At 35.2% G+C, this 16018-nt stretch carries 29 protein-coding genes; all 29 read right to left on the bottom strand.

Translation table 11 applies throughout. The features are described from left to right. Window positions 1–24: 24 nt before the first annotated feature. Complete coding sequence (locus tag QLQ96_RS01760; RefSeq protein ID WP_008464329.1) at window positions 25–1017, bottom strand: DNA-directed RNA polymerase subunit alpha; 993 nt, start codon at window positions 1015–1017, stop codon at window positions 25–27. A 21-nt stretch (window positions 1018–1038) separates the two neighbouring features. Then, window positions 1039–1644 carry a 30S ribosomal protein S4 gene (gene rpsD / locus QLQ96_RS01765; protein ID WP_482494197.1) on the bottom strand — a complete coding sequence of 202 codons (606 nt, stop codon included), beginning with the start codon at window positions 1642–1644 and terminating at the stop codon, window positions 1039–1041. A 92-nt stretch (window positions 1645–1736) separates the two neighbouring features. Next, window positions 1737–2120 carry a 30S ribosomal protein S11 gene (rpsK, locus tag QLQ96_RS01770; protein ID WP_024981527.1) on the bottom strand — a complete coding sequence of 128 codons (384 nt, stop codon included), beginning with the start codon at window positions 2118–2120 and terminating at the stop codon, window positions 1737–1739. Between the two features lie 8 nt (window positions 2121–2128). Then, the gene (gene rpsM / locus QLQ96_RS01775) at window positions 2129–2503 is read right to left on the bottom strand and encodes a 30S ribosomal protein S13 (protein WP_008464322.1); all 375 of its coding nucleotides are present in this window, start codon (window positions 2501–2503) and stop codon (window positions 2129–2131) included. Between the two features lie 2 nt (window positions 2504–2505). Then, window positions 2506–2622, bottom strand: a complete 117-nt coding sequence (ykgO, locus tag QLQ96_RS01780) for a type B 50S ribosomal protein L36 (protein WP_002987490.1) — start codon at window positions 2620–2622, stop codon at window positions 2506–2508. 12 nt (window positions 2623–2634) lie between these two features. Next, window positions 2635–2850: a translation initiation factor IF-1 gene (gene infA / locus QLQ96_RS01785; protein ID WP_007136545.1), complete on the bottom strand. Its 216-nt coding sequence runs from the start codon at window positions 2848–2850 to the stop codon at window positions 2635–2637. Window positions 2851–2857: 7 nt separating this feature from the next. Next, a complete protein-coding gene (secY, locus tag QLQ96_RS01790) occupies window positions 2858–4204 on the bottom strand; it encodes a preprotein translocase subunit SecY (RefSeq protein WP_482494203.1) in 1347 nt (448 codons plus the stop codon). A gap of 13 nt (window positions 4205–4217) precedes the next feature. Then, a complete protein-coding gene (gene rplO / locus QLQ96_RS01795; protein WP_379693370.1) occupies window positions 4218–4670 on the bottom strand; it encodes a 50S ribosomal protein L15 in 453 nt (150 codons plus the stop codon). 11 nt (window positions 4671–4681) lie between these two features. After that, entirely contained in the window at window positions 4682–4864 is a 183-nt protein-coding gene (rpmD, locus tag QLQ96_RS01800) for a 50S ribosomal protein L30 (protein WP_008464315.1), read from the bottom strand. A gap of 10 nt (window positions 4865–4874) precedes the next feature. After that, window positions 4875–5399, bottom strand: coding sequence for a 30S ribosomal protein S5 (rpsE, locus tag QLQ96_RS01805; RefSeq protein WP_085949269.1), 525 nt, complete (start codon window positions 5397–5399; stop codon window positions 4875–4877). A gap of 3 nt (window positions 5400–5402) precedes the next feature. Continuing rightward, window positions 5403–5753 carry a 50S ribosomal protein L18 gene (gene rplR / locus QLQ96_RS01810; RefSeq protein WP_035650451.1) on the bottom strand — a complete coding sequence of 117 codons (351 nt, stop codon included), beginning with the start codon at window positions 5751–5753 and terminating at the stop codon, window positions 5403–5405. Between the two features lie 11 nt (window positions 5754–5764). Further along, the gene (rplF, locus tag QLQ96_RS01815; protein WP_482494206.1) at window positions 5765–6307 is read right to left on the bottom strand and encodes a 50S ribosomal protein L6; all 543 of its coding nucleotides are present in this window, start codon (window positions 6305–6307) and stop codon (window positions 5765–5767) included. Window positions 6308–6325: 18 nt separating this feature from the next. Then, window positions 6326–6724, bottom strand: coding sequence for a 30S ribosomal protein S8 (gene rpsH, locus QLQ96_RS01820; protein WP_008464306.1), 399 nt, complete (start codon window positions 6722–6724; stop codon window positions 6326–6328). 105 nt (window positions 6725–6829) lie between these two features. Continuing rightward, complete coding sequence (rpsN, locus tag QLQ96_RS01825) at window positions 6830–7099, bottom strand: 30S ribosomal protein S14 (protein ID WP_008464305.1); 270 nt, start codon at window positions 7097–7099, stop codon at window positions 6830–6832. Between the two features lie 3 nt (window positions 7100–7102). Then, window positions 7103–7654: a 50S ribosomal protein L5 gene (rplE, locus tag QLQ96_RS01830; RefSeq protein WP_111285049.1), complete on the bottom strand. Its 552-nt coding sequence runs from the start codon at window positions 7652–7654 to the stop codon at window positions 7103–7105. A gap of 2 nt (window positions 7655–7656) precedes the next feature. Then, window positions 7657–7971 carry a 50S ribosomal protein L24 gene (gene rplX / locus QLQ96_RS01835; RefSeq protein ID WP_482494209.1) on the bottom strand — a complete coding sequence of 105 codons (315 nt, stop codon included), beginning with the start codon at window positions 7969–7971 and terminating at the stop codon, window positions 7657–7659. A gap of 11 nt (window positions 7972–7982) precedes the next feature. After that, window positions 7983–8351 (bottom strand): 50S ribosomal protein L14, encoded by a 369-nt coding sequence (rplN, locus tag QLQ96_RS01840; protein WP_007803649.1) that lies wholly within the window; start codon window positions 8349–8351, stop codon window positions 7983–7985. A 2-nt stretch (window positions 8352–8353) separates the two neighbouring features. Next, the gene (rpsQ, locus tag QLQ96_RS01845; protein WP_089055326.1) at window positions 8354–8614 is read right to left on the bottom strand and encodes a 30S ribosomal protein S17; all 261 of its coding nucleotides are present in this window, start codon (window positions 8612–8614) and stop codon (window positions 8354–8356) included. Between the two features lie 17 nt (window positions 8615–8631). Further along, window positions 8632–8823: a 50S ribosomal protein L29 gene (gene rpmC, locus QLQ96_RS01850; RefSeq protein ID WP_008464297.1), complete on the bottom strand. Its 192-nt coding sequence runs from the start codon at window positions 8821–8823 to the stop codon at window positions 8632–8634. A 12-nt stretch (window positions 8824–8835) separates the two neighbouring features. Further along, entirely contained in the window at window positions 8836–9261 is a 426-nt protein-coding gene (rplP, locus tag QLQ96_RS01855) for a 50S ribosomal protein L16 (protein ID WP_017495016.1), read from the bottom strand. A gap of 19 nt (window positions 9262–9280) precedes the next feature. Further along, window positions 9281–10039, bottom strand: a complete 759-nt coding sequence (gene rpsC / locus QLQ96_RS01860; protein ID WP_008464292.1) for a 30S ribosomal protein S3 — start codon at window positions 10037–10039, stop codon at window positions 9281–9283. A 5-nt stretch (window positions 10040–10044) separates the two neighbouring features. Further along, window positions 10045–10458: a 50S ribosomal protein L22 gene (gene rplV / locus QLQ96_RS01865; protein WP_007803631.1), complete on the bottom strand. Its 414-nt coding sequence runs from the start codon at window positions 10456–10458 to the stop codon at window positions 10045–10047. A 6-nt stretch (window positions 10459–10464) separates the two neighbouring features. Then, the gene (rpsS, locus tag QLQ96_RS01870; RefSeq protein WP_008464288.1) at window positions 10465–10743 is read right to left on the bottom strand and encodes a 30S ribosomal protein S19; all 279 of its coding nucleotides are present in this window, start codon (window positions 10741–10743) and stop codon (window positions 10465–10467) included. 6 nt (window positions 10744–10749) lie between these two features. Beyond that, window positions 10750–11574 carry a 50S ribosomal protein L2 gene (rplB, locus tag QLQ96_RS01875; RefSeq protein ID WP_008464287.1) on the bottom strand — a complete coding sequence of 275 codons (825 nt, stop codon included), beginning with the start codon at window positions 11572–11574 and terminating at the stop codon, window positions 10750–10752. A gap of 9 nt (window positions 11575–11583) precedes the next feature. Next, complete coding sequence (gene rplW, locus QLQ96_RS01880; protein ID WP_091496652.1) at window positions 11584–11874, bottom strand: 50S ribosomal protein L23; 291 nt, start codon at window positions 11872–11874, stop codon at window positions 11584–11586. A gap of 7 nt (window positions 11875–11881) precedes the next feature. Next, a complete protein-coding gene (gene rplD / locus QLQ96_RS01885) occupies window positions 11882–12511 on the bottom strand; it encodes a 50S ribosomal protein L4 (RefSeq protein WP_482494213.1) in 630 nt (209 codons plus the stop codon). Continuing rightward, window positions 12511–13128: a 50S ribosomal protein L3 gene (rplC, locus tag QLQ96_RS01890; RefSeq protein ID WP_482494214.1), complete on the bottom strand. Its 618-nt coding sequence runs from the start codon at window positions 13126–13128 to the stop codon at window positions 12511–12513. Before rplC ends, rplD begins: the two co-directional genes overlap by 1 nt. Window positions 13129–13534: 406 nt before the next feature. Continuing rightward, complete coding sequence (gene rpsJ, locus QLQ96_RS01895; protein ID WP_007803605.1) at window positions 13535–13840, bottom strand: 30S ribosomal protein S10; 306 nt, start codon at window positions 13838–13840, stop codon at window positions 13535–13537. 11 nt (window positions 13841–13851) lie between these two features. Continuing rightward, entirely contained in the window at window positions 13852–16008 is a 2157-nt protein-coding gene (fusA, locus tag QLQ96_RS01900) for an elongation factor G (RefSeq protein ID WP_110305591.1), read from the bottom strand. Window positions 16009–16018 lie beyond the last annotated feature (10 nt).

Consider the following 16018-nt stretch of genomic DNA (forward strand, 5'->3'; position numbering starts at 1 on the left):
ATGGAGAGCAAAATATGAAGTAAATTATTCTTTATCTAATTTGTATTTAGCTAAATCCATTCCGAAAGTTAAATTCTTCACTGCAACAAGTTCATCAAGTTCAGTTAAAGATTTTTTACCAAAATTACGGAATTTCATTAGGTCATTTTTATTGAACGATACTAAATCACCAAGTGTATCAACTTCAGCCGCTTTCAAGCAATTTAATGCTCTCACAGATAAATCCATATCAACAAGCTTAGTTTTAAGCAATTGTCTCATATGCAATGACTCTTCATCATACGATTCTGTTTGTGCAATTTCGTCAGCCTCAAGTGTAATTCTTTCATCAGAAAACAACATGAAATGGTGAATTAAAACTTTAGCAGCTTCAGTAAGAGCGTCTTTTGGATTAATAGATCCATCAGTTTTTATTTCAAAAACTAATTTTTCATAATCTGTTTTTTGCTCTACACGGAAGTTTTCGATTGCATATTTTACATTTTTTACCGGAGTAAAAATAGAATCTGTAAAAATCGTTCCAATTGCAGCATTCTGTTTTTTGTTCTCTTCAGCAGGAACGTATCCTCTACCTTTTTCGATTGTTAAATCGAAGTTCAATTTGATTTTAGAATCTAAATTACAGATAACAAGGTCTGGATTCAAAACTTGAAAACCTGAGATAAATTTTTGAAAATCACCTGCTGTTAATTGATCTTTACCAGAAACAGAAATAGTAACTGATTCATTATCGATATCTTCTATCTGACGTTTGAAACGTACTTGTTTTAGATTAAGGATAATTTCGGTAACGTCTTCAACAACACCTGAAATAGTAGAAAACTCATGATCTACACCTTCGATACGAACAGATGTAATTGCATAACCTTCTAACGCTGAAAGCAAAACTCTTCTAAGTGCATTACCAACTGTCAATCCGTAACCAGGTTCTAAAGGTCTAAACTCAAATTTACCTTCAAAATCGGTTGAATCGATCATGATAACTTTATCGGGCTTTTGAAAATTAAATATTGCCATAAATTTCGACTAAGTCAATTATTATTTGTTGTACAACTCTACGATTAATTGTTCTTTAATGTTTTCTGGAATTTGAAGTCTCGCAGGTACAGAAACAAAAGTTCCTTCTTTAAGTTCATTATTCCAAGTAATCCATTCATAAACATGACTTGAATTTGATAAAGAACGTTCGATAGCTTCTAAAGATTTAGATTTTTCACGAACTGCAACTTTATCACCAGGCTTAAGGTGGTAAGAAGGAATATTTACAACTTCTCCATTTACAGTAACGTGTCTGTGAGATACGATTTGACGCGCACCTCTTCTAGATGGAGCAATTCCCATTCTAAAAACAACGTTATCCAATCTTGCTTCGCATAATTGTAATAAAACTTCACCAGTAACTCCTTTAGTAGCTGATGCTTTTTCGAATAAATTTCTGAATTGTTTCTCTAAAATTCCATAAGAATATTTAGCTTTTTGCTTTTCCATTAACTGAACAGCATACTCAGATTTTTTTCCTCTTTTTTTAGCCATCCCGTGTTGTCCAGGTGGGTAATTTCTTTTTTCGAAAGATTTATCATCTCCGAAGATTGCCTCGCCAAATTTACGAGCGATTCTTGTGCTAGGACCAGTATATCTTGCCATTTTGAATTGTTTAAGATAGAGATTATGAATTCAGGTCTTATCCTTCGATAATCTATGTTCTATCTAGGTTATACTATAATAAATTTTGAGTATTAAACTCTACGTCTTTTTGGAGGACGACATCCGTTGTGAGGCATTGGAGTAACATCGATAATCTCAGTCACTTCAATTCCACCATTATGCAAAGAACGAATAGCAGACTCACGTCCATTACCTGGTCCTTTTACATAAACTTTTACTTTCTTAAGTCCTGCTTCAAGAGCTACTTTACTACAATCTTCTGCTGCCATTTGAGCTGCGTACGGAGTATTCTTTTTAGAACCTCTGAAACCCATTTTACCAGCTGAAGACCAAGAAATAACTTCGCCTTTCTTATTAGTCAAAGAAATGATAATATTATTGAAAGTCGCAGAAATATGAGCTTCACCCGTTGATTCAACGATAACTTTACGTTTTTTTGCAGTTGCTTTAGCCATATTACTTATTATTTAGTTGCTTTTTTCTTGTTAGCAACAGTTTTTCTTTTACCTTTTCTAGTTCTAGAGTTGTTTTTAGTTCTCTGTCCTCTTAATGGAAGACCAGATCTATGACGAATACCTCTGTAACATCCAATATCCATTAAACGCTTAATGTTTAAAGAAATTTCAGAACGTAATTCTCCTTCAATTTTGTAAAATGAAACAGCTTCACGAATTGCTCCGATCTCATCATCATTCCAATCTTGAACTTTTTTATCTTGGCTAACTTGAGCTTTTTCTAAAATCTCAATAGCTCTACTTTTTCCTAATCCGAAAATATAGGTAAGTGCGATAACACCTCTTTTGTTTTTTGGGATATCTACCCCTGCTATTCTTGCCATAATTATCCTTGTCTTTGTTTAAATCTAGGATTCTTTTTGTTTATTACGTACAGTCTCCCTTTTCTACGCACGATAATGCACTCGGCACTTCTCTTTTTTACTGATGCTCTAACTTTCATAGTGAATATCCTTTAATATCGATAAGTAATTCTTGCTTTTGACAAATCGTAAGGACTCATTTCTAGTTTCACTTTATCACCAGGTAATAATTTGATGTAATGCATTCGCATTTTACCAGAAATATGAGCAATTACAATATGTCCATTTTCTAACTCTACACGGAACATTGCATTAGATAATGCTTCTATAATTGATCCGTCTTGTTCTATTGCTGATTGTTTTGCCATAAATATATTAAGCTACCGCTTTTCTATTTTTACCAGTCTTCATTAAACCATCGTAATGTTTATTTAACAAGTATGAATTGATCTGTTGAATAGTATCTATTGCAACACCAACCATAATTATTAACGAGGTACCTCCAAAAAACATTGCCCAAGATTGTTGTACATCCATAACACTTACAACAATAGCTGGGAACACAGCAATCAAAGCAAGGAATAAAGATCCTGGGAAAGTTATTAAAGACATCACTTTATCAAGAAAGTCAGAAGTTTCTGCTCCTGGACGAACGCCCGGAATAAAACCACCACTTCTTTTTAAATCATCAGCCATTTTGTTAGTAGGTACAGTGATTGCAGTATAAAAGAATGTAAATACAATAATTAAAGTTGCAAAAACAAAATTATACCAGAAACCAAACATATTACTAAATGCACCAACAATAGATTGTGATGTATCTGATTTAGACAATCCAGCTACTGCTGCAGGGATAAACATAATTGCTTGAGCAAAAATGATTGGCATTACTCCAGAAGCATTTAGCTTTAAAGGAATCCATTGTCTATTACCTCCTGCCAAATCTTGCTCGTAATCTCCAGTTGTTGTACGACGAGCGTACTGTACTGGAATTTTACGTACTGCCATTGTGAGCAATACACAAGAAATGATAACTAACAGCCACACAATAATTTCAATAACTAATAACATTGGACCTCCATTGTTATTGGTAACACGTGTTGTAAACTCTTGAATAAAAGCTTGCGGTAAACGCGCCAAAATACCAACCATAATTAACAATGAAATACCATTTCCAATACCTTTATCTGTAATTTTCTCACCAAGCCACATAGCAAAAATTGTACCTGTAACTAAGATGATAACTGATGAGAACAAAAATTCAGGCGAATTAAAGCCTAGCAAAAATGCATTACTAGGCAATGTTCTGTATAAATTATAGATATAAGTTGGACCTTGAACCAATGTGATAGCGATTGTCAACCAACGAGTGATTTGATTAATCTTTTTTCTACCACTTTCCCCATCATTTTGAAGTTTTTGCAAATATGGAATCGCAATTCCCATTAACTGAACAACAATAGACGCAGAAATATAAGGCATGATACCTAAGGCAAAAACTGAAGCCTTAGAGAAAGCACCCCCGGTGAACATGTCTAGGATAGATCCTAGACCATTTTTAGTTTGTCCCGCTAAACCAGTCAATTGCGTTGCGTCAATTCCAGGAAGCGTAACGTGTGCTCCAAAACGATATACTAAAAGCAATCCTAAAGTGATTAAGATTCTATTCTTTAGTTCTTCGATTTTCCAAACATTACTTATTGATTCAATAAATTTCTTCATCTTAATAGATAAGTTATATAGTTACAGCTTCTCCACCAGCAGCTTCAATAGCAGCTTTTGCAGTAGCAGTAAATTTGTGGGCAGTTACTTTTAATTTTGCTTTCAATTCTCCTCTACCTAAAATCTTAACGATTTCATTTTTAGTAGCTAAACGATTTGCCACAAATTCTGCCATTGAAACAGAATCAGTAATAGACCCATTATCTACTAATAATTGAAGAGTATCTAAATTAACACCTTCGTATTCTTTACGATTGATGTTTTTGAAACCAAACTTAGGCACACGTCTTTGAAGAGGCATTTGCCCTCCTTCAAAACCAATCTTTTTAGAATAACCAGAACGAGATTTAGCTCCTTTGTGTCCTCTTGCAGCGGTACCACCTTTTCCAGAACCTTCTCCTCTACCTAATCTCTTATTTTGATTGTGTGTAGATCCTTCAGCAGGTTGTAAGTTACTTAAATTCATAACAGTATTTGTTATTTAGCTTCTTCAACAGAAACTAAGTGTTTAACTTTGTTTATCATCCCAAGGATAGCAGGATTTGACTCATGCTCCACAACTTGTCCAATTTTACGTAGACCTAAAGCTTCCAAACCTCTTTTTTGAGAAAGAGGACAGTTGATTTTGCTTCTTACTTGTTTTACTAATAATTTAGCCATAATTTCCTAATTAACCTTTAAAAACTTTCTCTAAAGAAACACCTCTTTGTTTTGCAACAGTGTGAGCGCTTCTCATTTGCAATAAAGCATCAAAAGTTGCTTTTACTACGTTATGTGGATTTGATGATCCTTGAGATTTAGACAATACATCGTGAATACCTACTGACTCAAGAACTGAACGAACAGCTCCACCAGCAATAACTCCAGTACCATGAGATGCTGGAATTAAGAATACGCGTGCACCACCAAATTTACCTTTTTGTTCGTGAGGAACAGATTGACCATTTAAAGGAATTCTAACTAAGTTTTTCTTAGCATCTTCTACTGCTTTCGCAATTGCTTCAGAAACGTCTTTAGATTTTCCTAATCCGTGACCAACTACTCCATTTTCATCACCTACAACTACAATAGCAGAAAAACCGAAAGCTCTACCTCCTTTTGTAACTTTAGTAACACGATTAACACTAACTAGACGATCTTTTAATTCAAGACCGCTAGGTTTTACCAATTCTACATTTTTGTATTTAGACATAATATATTAGAATTTAAGTCCAGCGGCTCTTGCGCCTTCTGCTAATGATTTAATACGACCGTGATATAAATACCCACCTCTATCAAAAGTGATAGTATCGATCCCGGCTTTTAACGCTTTCTCTGCAACTAGTTTTCCAACAGCAGCAGCTACTTCAACGTTAGTACCTTTTCCTATTTCTTTTTCTCTAGAAGATGCAGCTAATATAGTAACTCCATTTACATCATCAATAATTTGAGCGTAAATTTCTTTGTTACTTCTAAATACAGAAAGTCTTGGTCTTGCAGCAGAACCACTAACCGATTTTCTAATTCTGAATTTAATTCTCTGTCTTCTTTCAGATTTTGTTAATGACATAATCTTATATTTTAAGCTGATTTACCTGCTTTTCTTCTTAATACTTCACCCACAAATTTAACACCTTTTCCTTTGTATGGCTCTGGCTTACGGAAACCTCTGATTTTCGCAGCAACTTGACCTAAAAGTTGTTTATCAAATGATGTTAACTTTACGATAGGGTTTTTACCTTTTTCAGATATTGTTTCTAAAGCTACTTCTGGAGCAATTTCTAAAACAATATTGTGAGAATATCCAAGAGCTAAATCTAACTTTTGACCTTGGTTTGAAGCTCTATAACCAACTCCAACTAATTCTAGTTCTTTTGTGAAACCTTCAGAAACACCAACAATCATATTATTGATCAAAGATCTAAATAATCCGTGTTTTGCTCTATGGTCTTTATGATCAGACGATCTTTCAACTACAACTTGATCGCCTTCAACTTTTACAGCTACGTCCGAAAACTCCTGAACTAGTTGACCTTTTTTTCCTTTTACTGTAATTACACCGTCTTTAACTTCAACAGTTACACCAGCAGGGATTACAATTGGGCTTTTACCTATTCTTGACATCTTATCTAGTGTTTAAAATTAGTATACGTAACAAATTACTTCACCACCTACATTTAATTGCTTAGCTTGTTTTCCAGTCATCAAACCTTTTGATGTAGAAACAATAGCAATTCCTAATCCATTAAGGATTCTTGGTAATTTGGCAGCACCTGCGTACTTACGTAAACCAGGTTTACTAATTCTTTGGATATCTTTGATTACAGGCTCTTTAGTATCTTTATCATACTTCAAAGCAATTTTAATAGAACCTTGCACAGTGTTCTGCTCAAATTTGTAACTTAAGATGTAACCTTGATCAAATAAGATCTTAGTTATCTCTTTTTTTAGATTAGATGCTGGAATTTCAACAACTTTGTGGTTTGCAGCCACAGCGTTACGAACTCTAGTCAAATAATCTGCAATAGGATCTGTATACATATGTATTTGATTGCGATTATGGTTTTCGGGAAACACTCGTTTCCCGAACCTTTAATCAATTAAAAATTATTTTTTGGTTTGCAAAAGTAATAACTTATTGCGAGATTACCAAGAAGCCTTTTTAACTCCTGGAATTAATCCATTATTAGCCATTTCACGGAAAGTTACACGTGAAATACCGAATTGACGGATATAACCTCTAGGTCTACCTGTTAATTTACAACGATTGTGTAAACGAACTGGTGAAGCATTTTTAGGCAATCTTTGTAATCCTTCGTAGTCTCCAGCTTCTAATAAAGCTTTTCTCTTCTCAGCATACTTAGCTACCGTTTTCTCTCTTTTCACCTCGCGGGCTTTCATTGATTCTTTAGCCATGTCTTAATTCTTTTTAAAAGGTAAACCTAATTCAGCCAATAACGACTTTGCTTCTTTGTCAGTTTTTGCAGTAGTAACAAAAGTAATATCCATTCCTGAAATTTTATTTACTTTGTCAATATCAATTTCTGGGAAAATGATTTGCTCTAAAACTCCAAGATTGTAGTTACCTCTTCCGTCGAATCCAGTAGCTTTGATACCACTAAAATCTCTAACACGTGGTAAAGAAGAAGTAATAAGTCTATCCAAAAACTCATACATTCTTTCTCCACGCAAAGTTACTTTTGCTCCAATAGGCATCCCTTTTCTTAATTTGAAAGACGCAACGTCTTTCTTAGAAATTGTAGATACTGCTTTTTGTCCAGTGATCTTTGTTAACTCATCAACTGCATAGTCAATAAGTTTTTTATCAGATACAGCTGCACCAACTCCACGGCTCAAAACGATTTTTTCAAGTTTAGGAACTTGCATTACGTTTGTATATCCGAACTCTTCTTTAAGAGCAGAGATTACTCTACTCTTATATTCTTCTTTTAGTCTAGGTGTATATGCCATTACTATAGTACTTGATTAGATTTTTTTGAAAATCTTACTTTCTTATCTCCTTCTACTCTAATACCAACTCTAGTTGTCTCCTTAGTTTTAGGATCAATTAAAGCAATGTTAGAAATTTGAATAGAAGCTTCTTTCTTAACGATACCACCTTGAGGGTTTTTAGCACTTGGTTTTGTATGTTTCGAAACCATGTTTACACCTTCAACTATCGCTTTATTTTTCTCACGGTAAACACGTACAACTTTACCTTCAGCACCTTTATGGTCTCCAGCAATAACTCTTACGATATCTCCTGATTTAATTTTTAGCTTTATCATCTTAAAACGAATTAAAGCACTTCTGGTGCTAATGATACAATTTTCATGAATTGTTTTTCACGAAGTTCTCTTGCTACCGGACCAAAAACACGAGTTCCTCTCATTTCCCCTGCAGCGTTCAAAAGAACACATGCATTGTCATCGAAACGAATATAAGAACCATCAGCTCTTCTCACTTCTTTTTTGGTACGCACAACAACTGCAGTTGAAACAGCTCCTTTTTTCACGTTACCGTTTGGAGTTGCATCTTTAATAGATACTACAATCTTGTCACCAACAGAGGCATACCTTCTTTTGGTACCTCCTAAAACACGGATAGTTAAAACTTCTTTTGCTCCCGTGTTATCTGCTACTTTTAGTCTTGATTCCTGTTGTACCATAATTATTTAGCTCTTTCTAAGATTTCAACTAATCTCCAACATTTCGTTTTACTTAAAGGACGCGTTTCGCTAATTCTTACAGTATCTCCAATGTTACAGTCGTTTGTTTCGTCGTGTGCAACATATTTCTTAGTTTTCAACACGAACTTACCGTATAATGGGTGTTTTACTCTTCTTACTTCTGAAATAACGATAGATTTATCCATCTTATTTGAAGTAACAACACCTATTCTTTCTTTTCTTAAATTTCTTTTTTCTTCCATCTTTCAGCAGAATACAATTATTGTAACTCTCTTTTAGTTAACTCCGTAGCCAATCTTGCAACTGTTCTTCTAACGCTTCTAATTTGAAGTGGGTTAGCAATTGGAGAGATAGCATGAGCCATTTTTAGGTCAGCATATACTTTCTTAGTTTGACTAAGTTTTTCTTGCAACTCCGCTGCAGAAAGATCTTTTATTTCTGATTGTTTCATAATAAATATAAATTATGCTTCGAAATCTCTAGCAACGACGAACTTAGTTTTTACTGGAAGTTTTTGAGCTGCAAGACGCAAAGCCTCTTTTGCAACTGACAATGGAACTCCTCCAACTTCAAACATAATTCTTCCTGGTTTAACAACAGCAGCCCAATACTCAACTGCTCCTTTACCTTTACCCATACGTACTTCAAGAGGCTTCTTAGTAATAGGTTTGTCTGGGAAAATTTTAATCCATAATTGTCCCTCTCTCTTCATGTAACGAGTTGCAGCGATACGCGCAGCTTCAATTTGACGAGAAGTTAAGAACATTCCATCTTCATGCACAGATTTAATACCAAACATTCCATTAGAAAGTTCATGCCCTCTTTGAGAGTTACCCTTCATCTTACCTTTTTGTACCTTACGGTATTTTGTTCTTTTAGGCTGTAACATTTTTCTTTAGTTTAAAAATTTACTTTCTTTTACGAGCATCTGGTTTACCGCCTTTGTTAAAGTTAGATTTGCCTCTAGGAGCATCTCCACCTTTTCCACCGCCTGTACCAGATTGTTTTTTGTCCATTCCAGCAAGTGGAGAAAGCTCTCTCTTACCGTAAACTTCACCTTTCATGATCCATACTTTGATACCCATTCTACCATAAGTAGTGTGAGCTTCAGCCAAAGCATAATCAATGTCAGCTCTGAAAGTTGATAGAGGAATTCTACCTTCTTTGAAACCTTCCGAACGCGCCATCTCAGCTCCATTCAAACGACCAGAAATCAAAACTTTGATACCTTCAGCGTTCATACGCATAGAAGCAGCAATAGCCATTTTGATTGCACGTCTGTAAGAAATACGGCTTTCGATTTGACGAGCGATGCTTGTCGCCACAAGATAAGCATCTAACTCAGGTCTTTTAATTTCAAAGATGTTAATTTGAACCTCTTTGTCAGTAACTTTCTTAAGTTCCTCTTTTAACTTGTCTACCTCTTGTCCACCTTTCCCAATAATGATACCAGGTCTTGCAGTAGTGATAGTAACGGTTACAAGCTTTAAAGTTCTCTCGATGATTACTTTAGATACACTAGCTTTTGATAAACGAGCGTGGATATACTTTCTGATTTTGTGATCCTCAGCTAATTTATCGCCGTAATCATTTCCACCATACCAGTTTGAGTCCCATCCTCTGATGATACCAAGTCTATTTCCAATTGGATTTGTCTTTTGTCCCATGCTGCTTAAGAATTGCTTTGTGTGTTATTGATAGCTCCAAGCACGATTGTTACGTGGTTAGAACGTTTTCTTATTCTGTGTGCACGACCTTGTGGAGCTGGACGAAGTCTTTTCAACATCATTCCACCATCTACTCTGATCTCTTTAACAAATAATCCAGCTTCTTCTAAATTACCTTCACTATTTTTTTGCTCCCAGTTATTGATTGCAGATAATAATAGTTTTTCTAATTTTCTTGAAGCTTCTTTAGAACTGAATCTTAAAATGTTAAGTGCTCTTTCTACCTTCTGACCTCTTACCAAGTCCGCTACTAAGCGCATTTTTCTAGGTGAAGTAGGGCAGTTATTCAATTTTGCGAAAGCGATAGACTTATTAGCCTCTTTTCTCGCATCTGCTGTTTCTCTTTTACGAACTCCCATTGCTTCTTATTTTTTACCTTTATTTTTTGCTCCAGCATGACCTCTAAAAGATCTAGTTGGTGAAAACTCTCCTAATTTGTGACCTACCATGTTTTCTGTTACGTAAACTGGTACAAATTGACGACCGTTATGAACTGCGATAGTTTGTCCAACGAAATCTGGAGTAATCATTGAAGCTCTAGACCAAGTCTTAACAACTGCATTTTTACCACTTTCTACGTTTTCTTGAACTTTCTTGTCTAATTTATAATGAACGAAAGGTCCTTTTTTTAATGAACGTGCCATATCTTATTATTTCTTTCTACGTTCTACGATATACTTGTTACTCGGGTTTTTCTTAGAACGAGTTCTGTAACCTTTAGCTGGCAATCCGTTTCTTGAACGTGGGTGCCCTCCAGAAGAACGTCCTTCACCACCTCCCATAGGGTGATCAACTGGGTTCATCGCTACTGGTCTAGTTCTAGGTCTTCTTCCTAACCATCTTGTTCTACCTGCTTTACCAGATACAACTAATTGGTGGTCAGAGTTAGAAACAGCTCCAATTGTAGCCGAACAAGTTAACAAGATTAATCTTGTCTCACCAGATGGCATTTTAATTGTTGCATATTTCCCGTCTCTTGCCATTAACTGAGCAAAAGTTCCAGCTGAACGAGCAATAACCGCTCCTTGTCCTGGACGTAACTCAATACAAGATATAACAGTTCCAAGAGGAATTCTGCTTAAAGGTAAAGTATTACCGATTTCTGGTTGAGACTCTGGTCCAGAAACTAATTTCTGTCCAACTTTCAATCCGTTTTGAGCGATAATATAAGTTTTCTCTCCATCAGCATAAGCTAACAAAGCGATAAACGCAGTACGATTTGGATCATATTCGATTGATTTCACTGTAGCCGGAATTCCGTCTTTAGTTCTTTTGAAATCAATAATACGATATCTCTGCTTGTGACCACCACCCGTATAACGCATGGTCATCTTTCCTTGACTATTTCTACCTCCAGAGTTTTTTATCGGTGCTATCAAAGAGCGTTCCGGCTTATCAGTTGTAATGGCGTCATAACCATTCACAACTCTAAATCGCTGACCTGGGGTAATAGGTTTTAATTTTCTTACTGACATTTTTCTATCTTAGATATTGTTGTAAAAATCAATTGTTTCTCCTTCTTGTACTTGAACAATTGCTTTTTTATACGCATTTGTCTTTCCACTGATTAAACCACTTTTAGTGTATTTAGTAGATCTATCTGGTCTCACATTCATTGTATTAACAGAAACGATAGTCACTCCATAAGCAGCCTCAACAGCTTTCTTAATTTCAACTTTGTTTGCTTTTTTATCAACAACGAATCCGAAGCGGTTTAGAACTTCACTTTCTTTGGTTACTTTTTCCGTTACTATAGGTCTAATAATAATGCTCATATTCCTATTATTTACTTAAATTTTCTTCAATTAACTCTAAAGAACCTTCCAAAAGCACTAAATTGTTAGCGTTTAATATTGCGTAAGTGCTTAATTCTGAGCTAGTTACGACGTTTGAAGCCTTTAAATTACGTGACGACAAATATACGTTTTTATTTGACTCGCCCAACACAAATAAAGATTTTTTATTCTCTAACCCTAAAGCTTTCAAAACGTTAATGAAATTTTTAGTGTTTGGTGTCTCAAAGTTAAAATCTTCTAAAACGACGATATTTGACTCTTTTGCTTTGATCGAGAAAGCTGATTTTCTAGCTAATCTCTTCAAACCTTTATTCAATTTGAATGAATAACTTCTTGGTCTTGGTCCAAAAACTGTACCCCCACCTTTAAACAAAGGATTTTTAATACTTCCCGCACGAGCCGTACCAGTTCCTTTTTGTTTCTTAATCTTACGTGTACTACCAGTTACTTCAGCTCTTTCTTTAGCTTTATGAGTACCTTGTCTTTGATTAGCAAGATATTGCTTAACATCAAGATATACTGCATGATTGTTTGGCTCAATTGCGAATACTGAATCAGAAAGTTGAACTTTTCTTCCAGTATCTTTTCCGTTGAAATCTAATACTTTTACTTCCATTACTTCTGAATGATTACATAAGAGTTTTTATGCCCAGGAACACATCCTTTAACAACAAGTAAGTTCTTTTCAGCAACTACTTTTAAAACTCTAAGGTTTTGAACTTTTACATTTTCTCCTCCCATTCTTCCAGCCATACGCATTCCTTTGAATACTCTAGATGGATAAGAAGATGCTCCTACAGAACCTGGTGCTCTTAAACGGTTATGCTGACCATGAGTAGCTTGTCCAACACCACCAAAACCGTGACGTTTAACAACCCCTTGGAAACCTTTACCTTTAGATACACCTTGTACATCTACAAATTCTCCTTCTTCAAAAACAGTAACATCAATAAGATCTCCTAATTTTTGTTCAGTTGCAAAATCTTGGAATTCAACGACTTTTTTCTTAGCAACAGTTCCAGCTTTTTTAAAGTGACCTAAAGCCGCTTTAGTAGAATGTTTCTCGTTTTTGTCATCGAAACCAAGTTGCAACGCTTCATACCCGTCAACCTCTTTGGTTCTGACTTGGGTAACAACACATGGACCAGCTTCGATTACTGTACAAGGAATGTTTTTCCCGTTTTCATCAAAAATACTAGTCATGCCGATTTTCTTACCAATTAACCCAGACATAAATATTAATTATTAATTACTAAAATTCCCTTCAATTTGAAAATAACAGAAATTTCCAAACAGGGAGTGCAAAAGTAGACATTAAAATTGAATATACCAAACGGTTAGAAAAATTAAATCGCTCATAATCAAAATCCAAGCCTCAAAACACTATTAAAAGAAACCATAATTTAACCAAAACTTGAACCTTTTCTCCTAACTTCCAATCATCTTTTTTATAACAATTAATTAATAAAATCACAACAACAAAATCTCGCACCTCCCTAAAACAAAGGAAATTATATAAGTTATCAAGATTGTAAAAATTATGAAACCCTTCAATTACACAAATTAAAACCCCATGTTAAAAACAAAAAAAAGCGAGACAAAAATGCCTCGCTTTTTATATGAAAAATATAATAAAAAATTATACTTTAATCTCTACTTCAACTCCACTTGGCAATTCAAGTTTCATTAAAGCATCAATAGTTTTAGATGAAGATGAATAAATATCAATCAATCTCTTGTATGACATTACTTCAAATTGCTCTCTCGCTTTTTTGTTAACGTGCGGAGAACGCAATACAGTGAAAAGTTTTTTGTGAGTTGGCAACGGAATTGGACCTGTTACAACTGCTCCAGTAGTTTTTACTGTTTTTACGATCTTTTCAGCAGATTTATCTACCAACATGTGATCGTAAGATTTTAGTTTTATTCTGATTTTTTGACTCATTTTCTTAAGAATTAAGCGTTACCTTTTGCTTTTTTAATTACCGCTTCTGAAATATTAGAAGGCGTTTCTGCATAGTGAGAAAACTCCATTGTTGAAGTAGCTCTACCTGAAGATAATGTTCTTAATGTTGTTACATAACCAAACATTTCAGACAAAGGCACATCAGCCTTGATAGTTTTAGCTCCATTTCTATCACCCATGTCATTAACTTGACCTCTACGACGGTTCAAGTCACCAACGATATCACCCATATTTTCTTCTGGAGTAATAACTTCGATTTTCATGATTGGCTCAAGAATAACAGCTCCAGCAGCACGTCCAGATTCTTTATAACCCATTCTTGCAGCTAACTCAAAAGATAATGCATCAGAATCCACAGGGTGGAAAGATCCATCAGTTAAAGTAACTTTCAAACTATCCACAGCATATCCTGCTAATGGACCAGTTTTCATAGCCTCTCTAAATCCTTTTTCAACAGCAGGGATATATTCTTTAGGAACGTTACCACCTTTTACAGCATTGATAAACTGCAATCCAACTGGAACTTTACCATCAACTTCATCAGCAGGCTCAATTGTAAATACGATATCACCGAATTTACCACGACCTCCAGATTGTTTTTTGTAAGTTTCTCTATGAGTTGCAGACCTTGTAAAAGCTTCTTTATACTCAACCTGAGGCTCACCTTGATTAACCTCTACTTTAAACTCACGTTTCATACGATCAACTAAGATATCCAAGTGAAGCTCACCCATACCAGAAATAATAGTTTGACCAGAAGCTTCGTCAGTTCTAACAGTAAACGTTGGATCCTCTTCAGCTAATTTAGCCAAAGCCATACCCATTTTATCAACGTCAGCTTTAGTTTTAGGCTCAATAGCAATACCAATTACTGGATCTGGGAATTTCATAGATTCCAAAATAATTGGATTCTTTTCATCACACAAAGTATCTCCAGTTTTGATATCTTTAAATCCTACAGCAGCTCCAATATCTCCAGCCTCAATAAATTCGATTGGATTTTGTTTGTTAGCGTGCATTTGGTAAATACGAGAAATTCTCTCTTTGTTACCAGAACGAGTATTTAAAACATAAGAACCAGCATCTAAACGTCCAGAGTAAGCACGGAAGAAAGCTAAACGGCCCACGAATGGGTCAGTAGCAATTTTAAATGCTAAAGCAGCGAACGGCTCTTTCACGTCTGGTTTACGTAAGATTTTAGTTTGATCTTCTTCTAACAAATCAGCATCATCAGGGTGAATTCCTTCGATACCTTCTTTATCTAAAGGAGATGGTAAATATTTACAAACTGCATCTAACATAAATTGAACTCCTTTGTTTTTAAAAGAAGAACCAGCAAGCATAGGAATGATTGCCATGTCGATTGTAGCAGCTCTTAAAGCGTTATTGATCTCTTCTTCAGTAATAGAGTTCTCATCCTCCATGTACTTATCCAAAAGATTCTCATCATAAGTAGCGATTTCTTCGATAAGAATAGAACGATATTGTCTAACCTCGTCTACCATATCAGCAGGAATATCAACGATATCAAAAGTAGCTCCTTGAGTTTCGTCATGCCAAACAATAGCTTGGTTTTTAACTAAATCAACGATACCTTTAAAATCAGCCTCATCTCCAATAGGCAAAGTAATTGCAACCGCATTCGATTTCAACATATCTTTAACCTGCCCGCATACTCCTAAAAAGTTAGCACCTTGACGGTCCATTTTATTTACGAATCCCATACGAGGAACTCTATATTGATCAGCAAGTCTCCAGTTAGTTTCTGATTGAGGCTCAACACCATCAACAGCACTAAACAAGAAAACTAAACCATCAAGTACACGTAAAGAACGGTTTACCTCTACAGTAAAGTCAACGTGTCCAGGAGTATCAATAATATTAAAGTGGTATGGCAATGATTCTGGCAACACTTTACCTTGCTCAGTTGGAAAATTCCAAGTACAAGTTGTAGCAGCAGACGTAATTGTAATACCTCTTTCTTGCTCTTGTGCCATCCAGTCCATTGTTGCAGCACCATCGTGTACCTCACCAATTTTGTGTGACTTTCCAGTATAAAAAAGAATACGCTCAGTTGTTGTTGTTTTACCAGCATCAATGTGAGCAGCAATTCCGATATTTCTTGTATATTTTAAATCTCTAGCCATTTCTTACGAA

The sequence above is a fragment of the Flavobacterium sp. B167r genome (assembly GCF_056824315.1).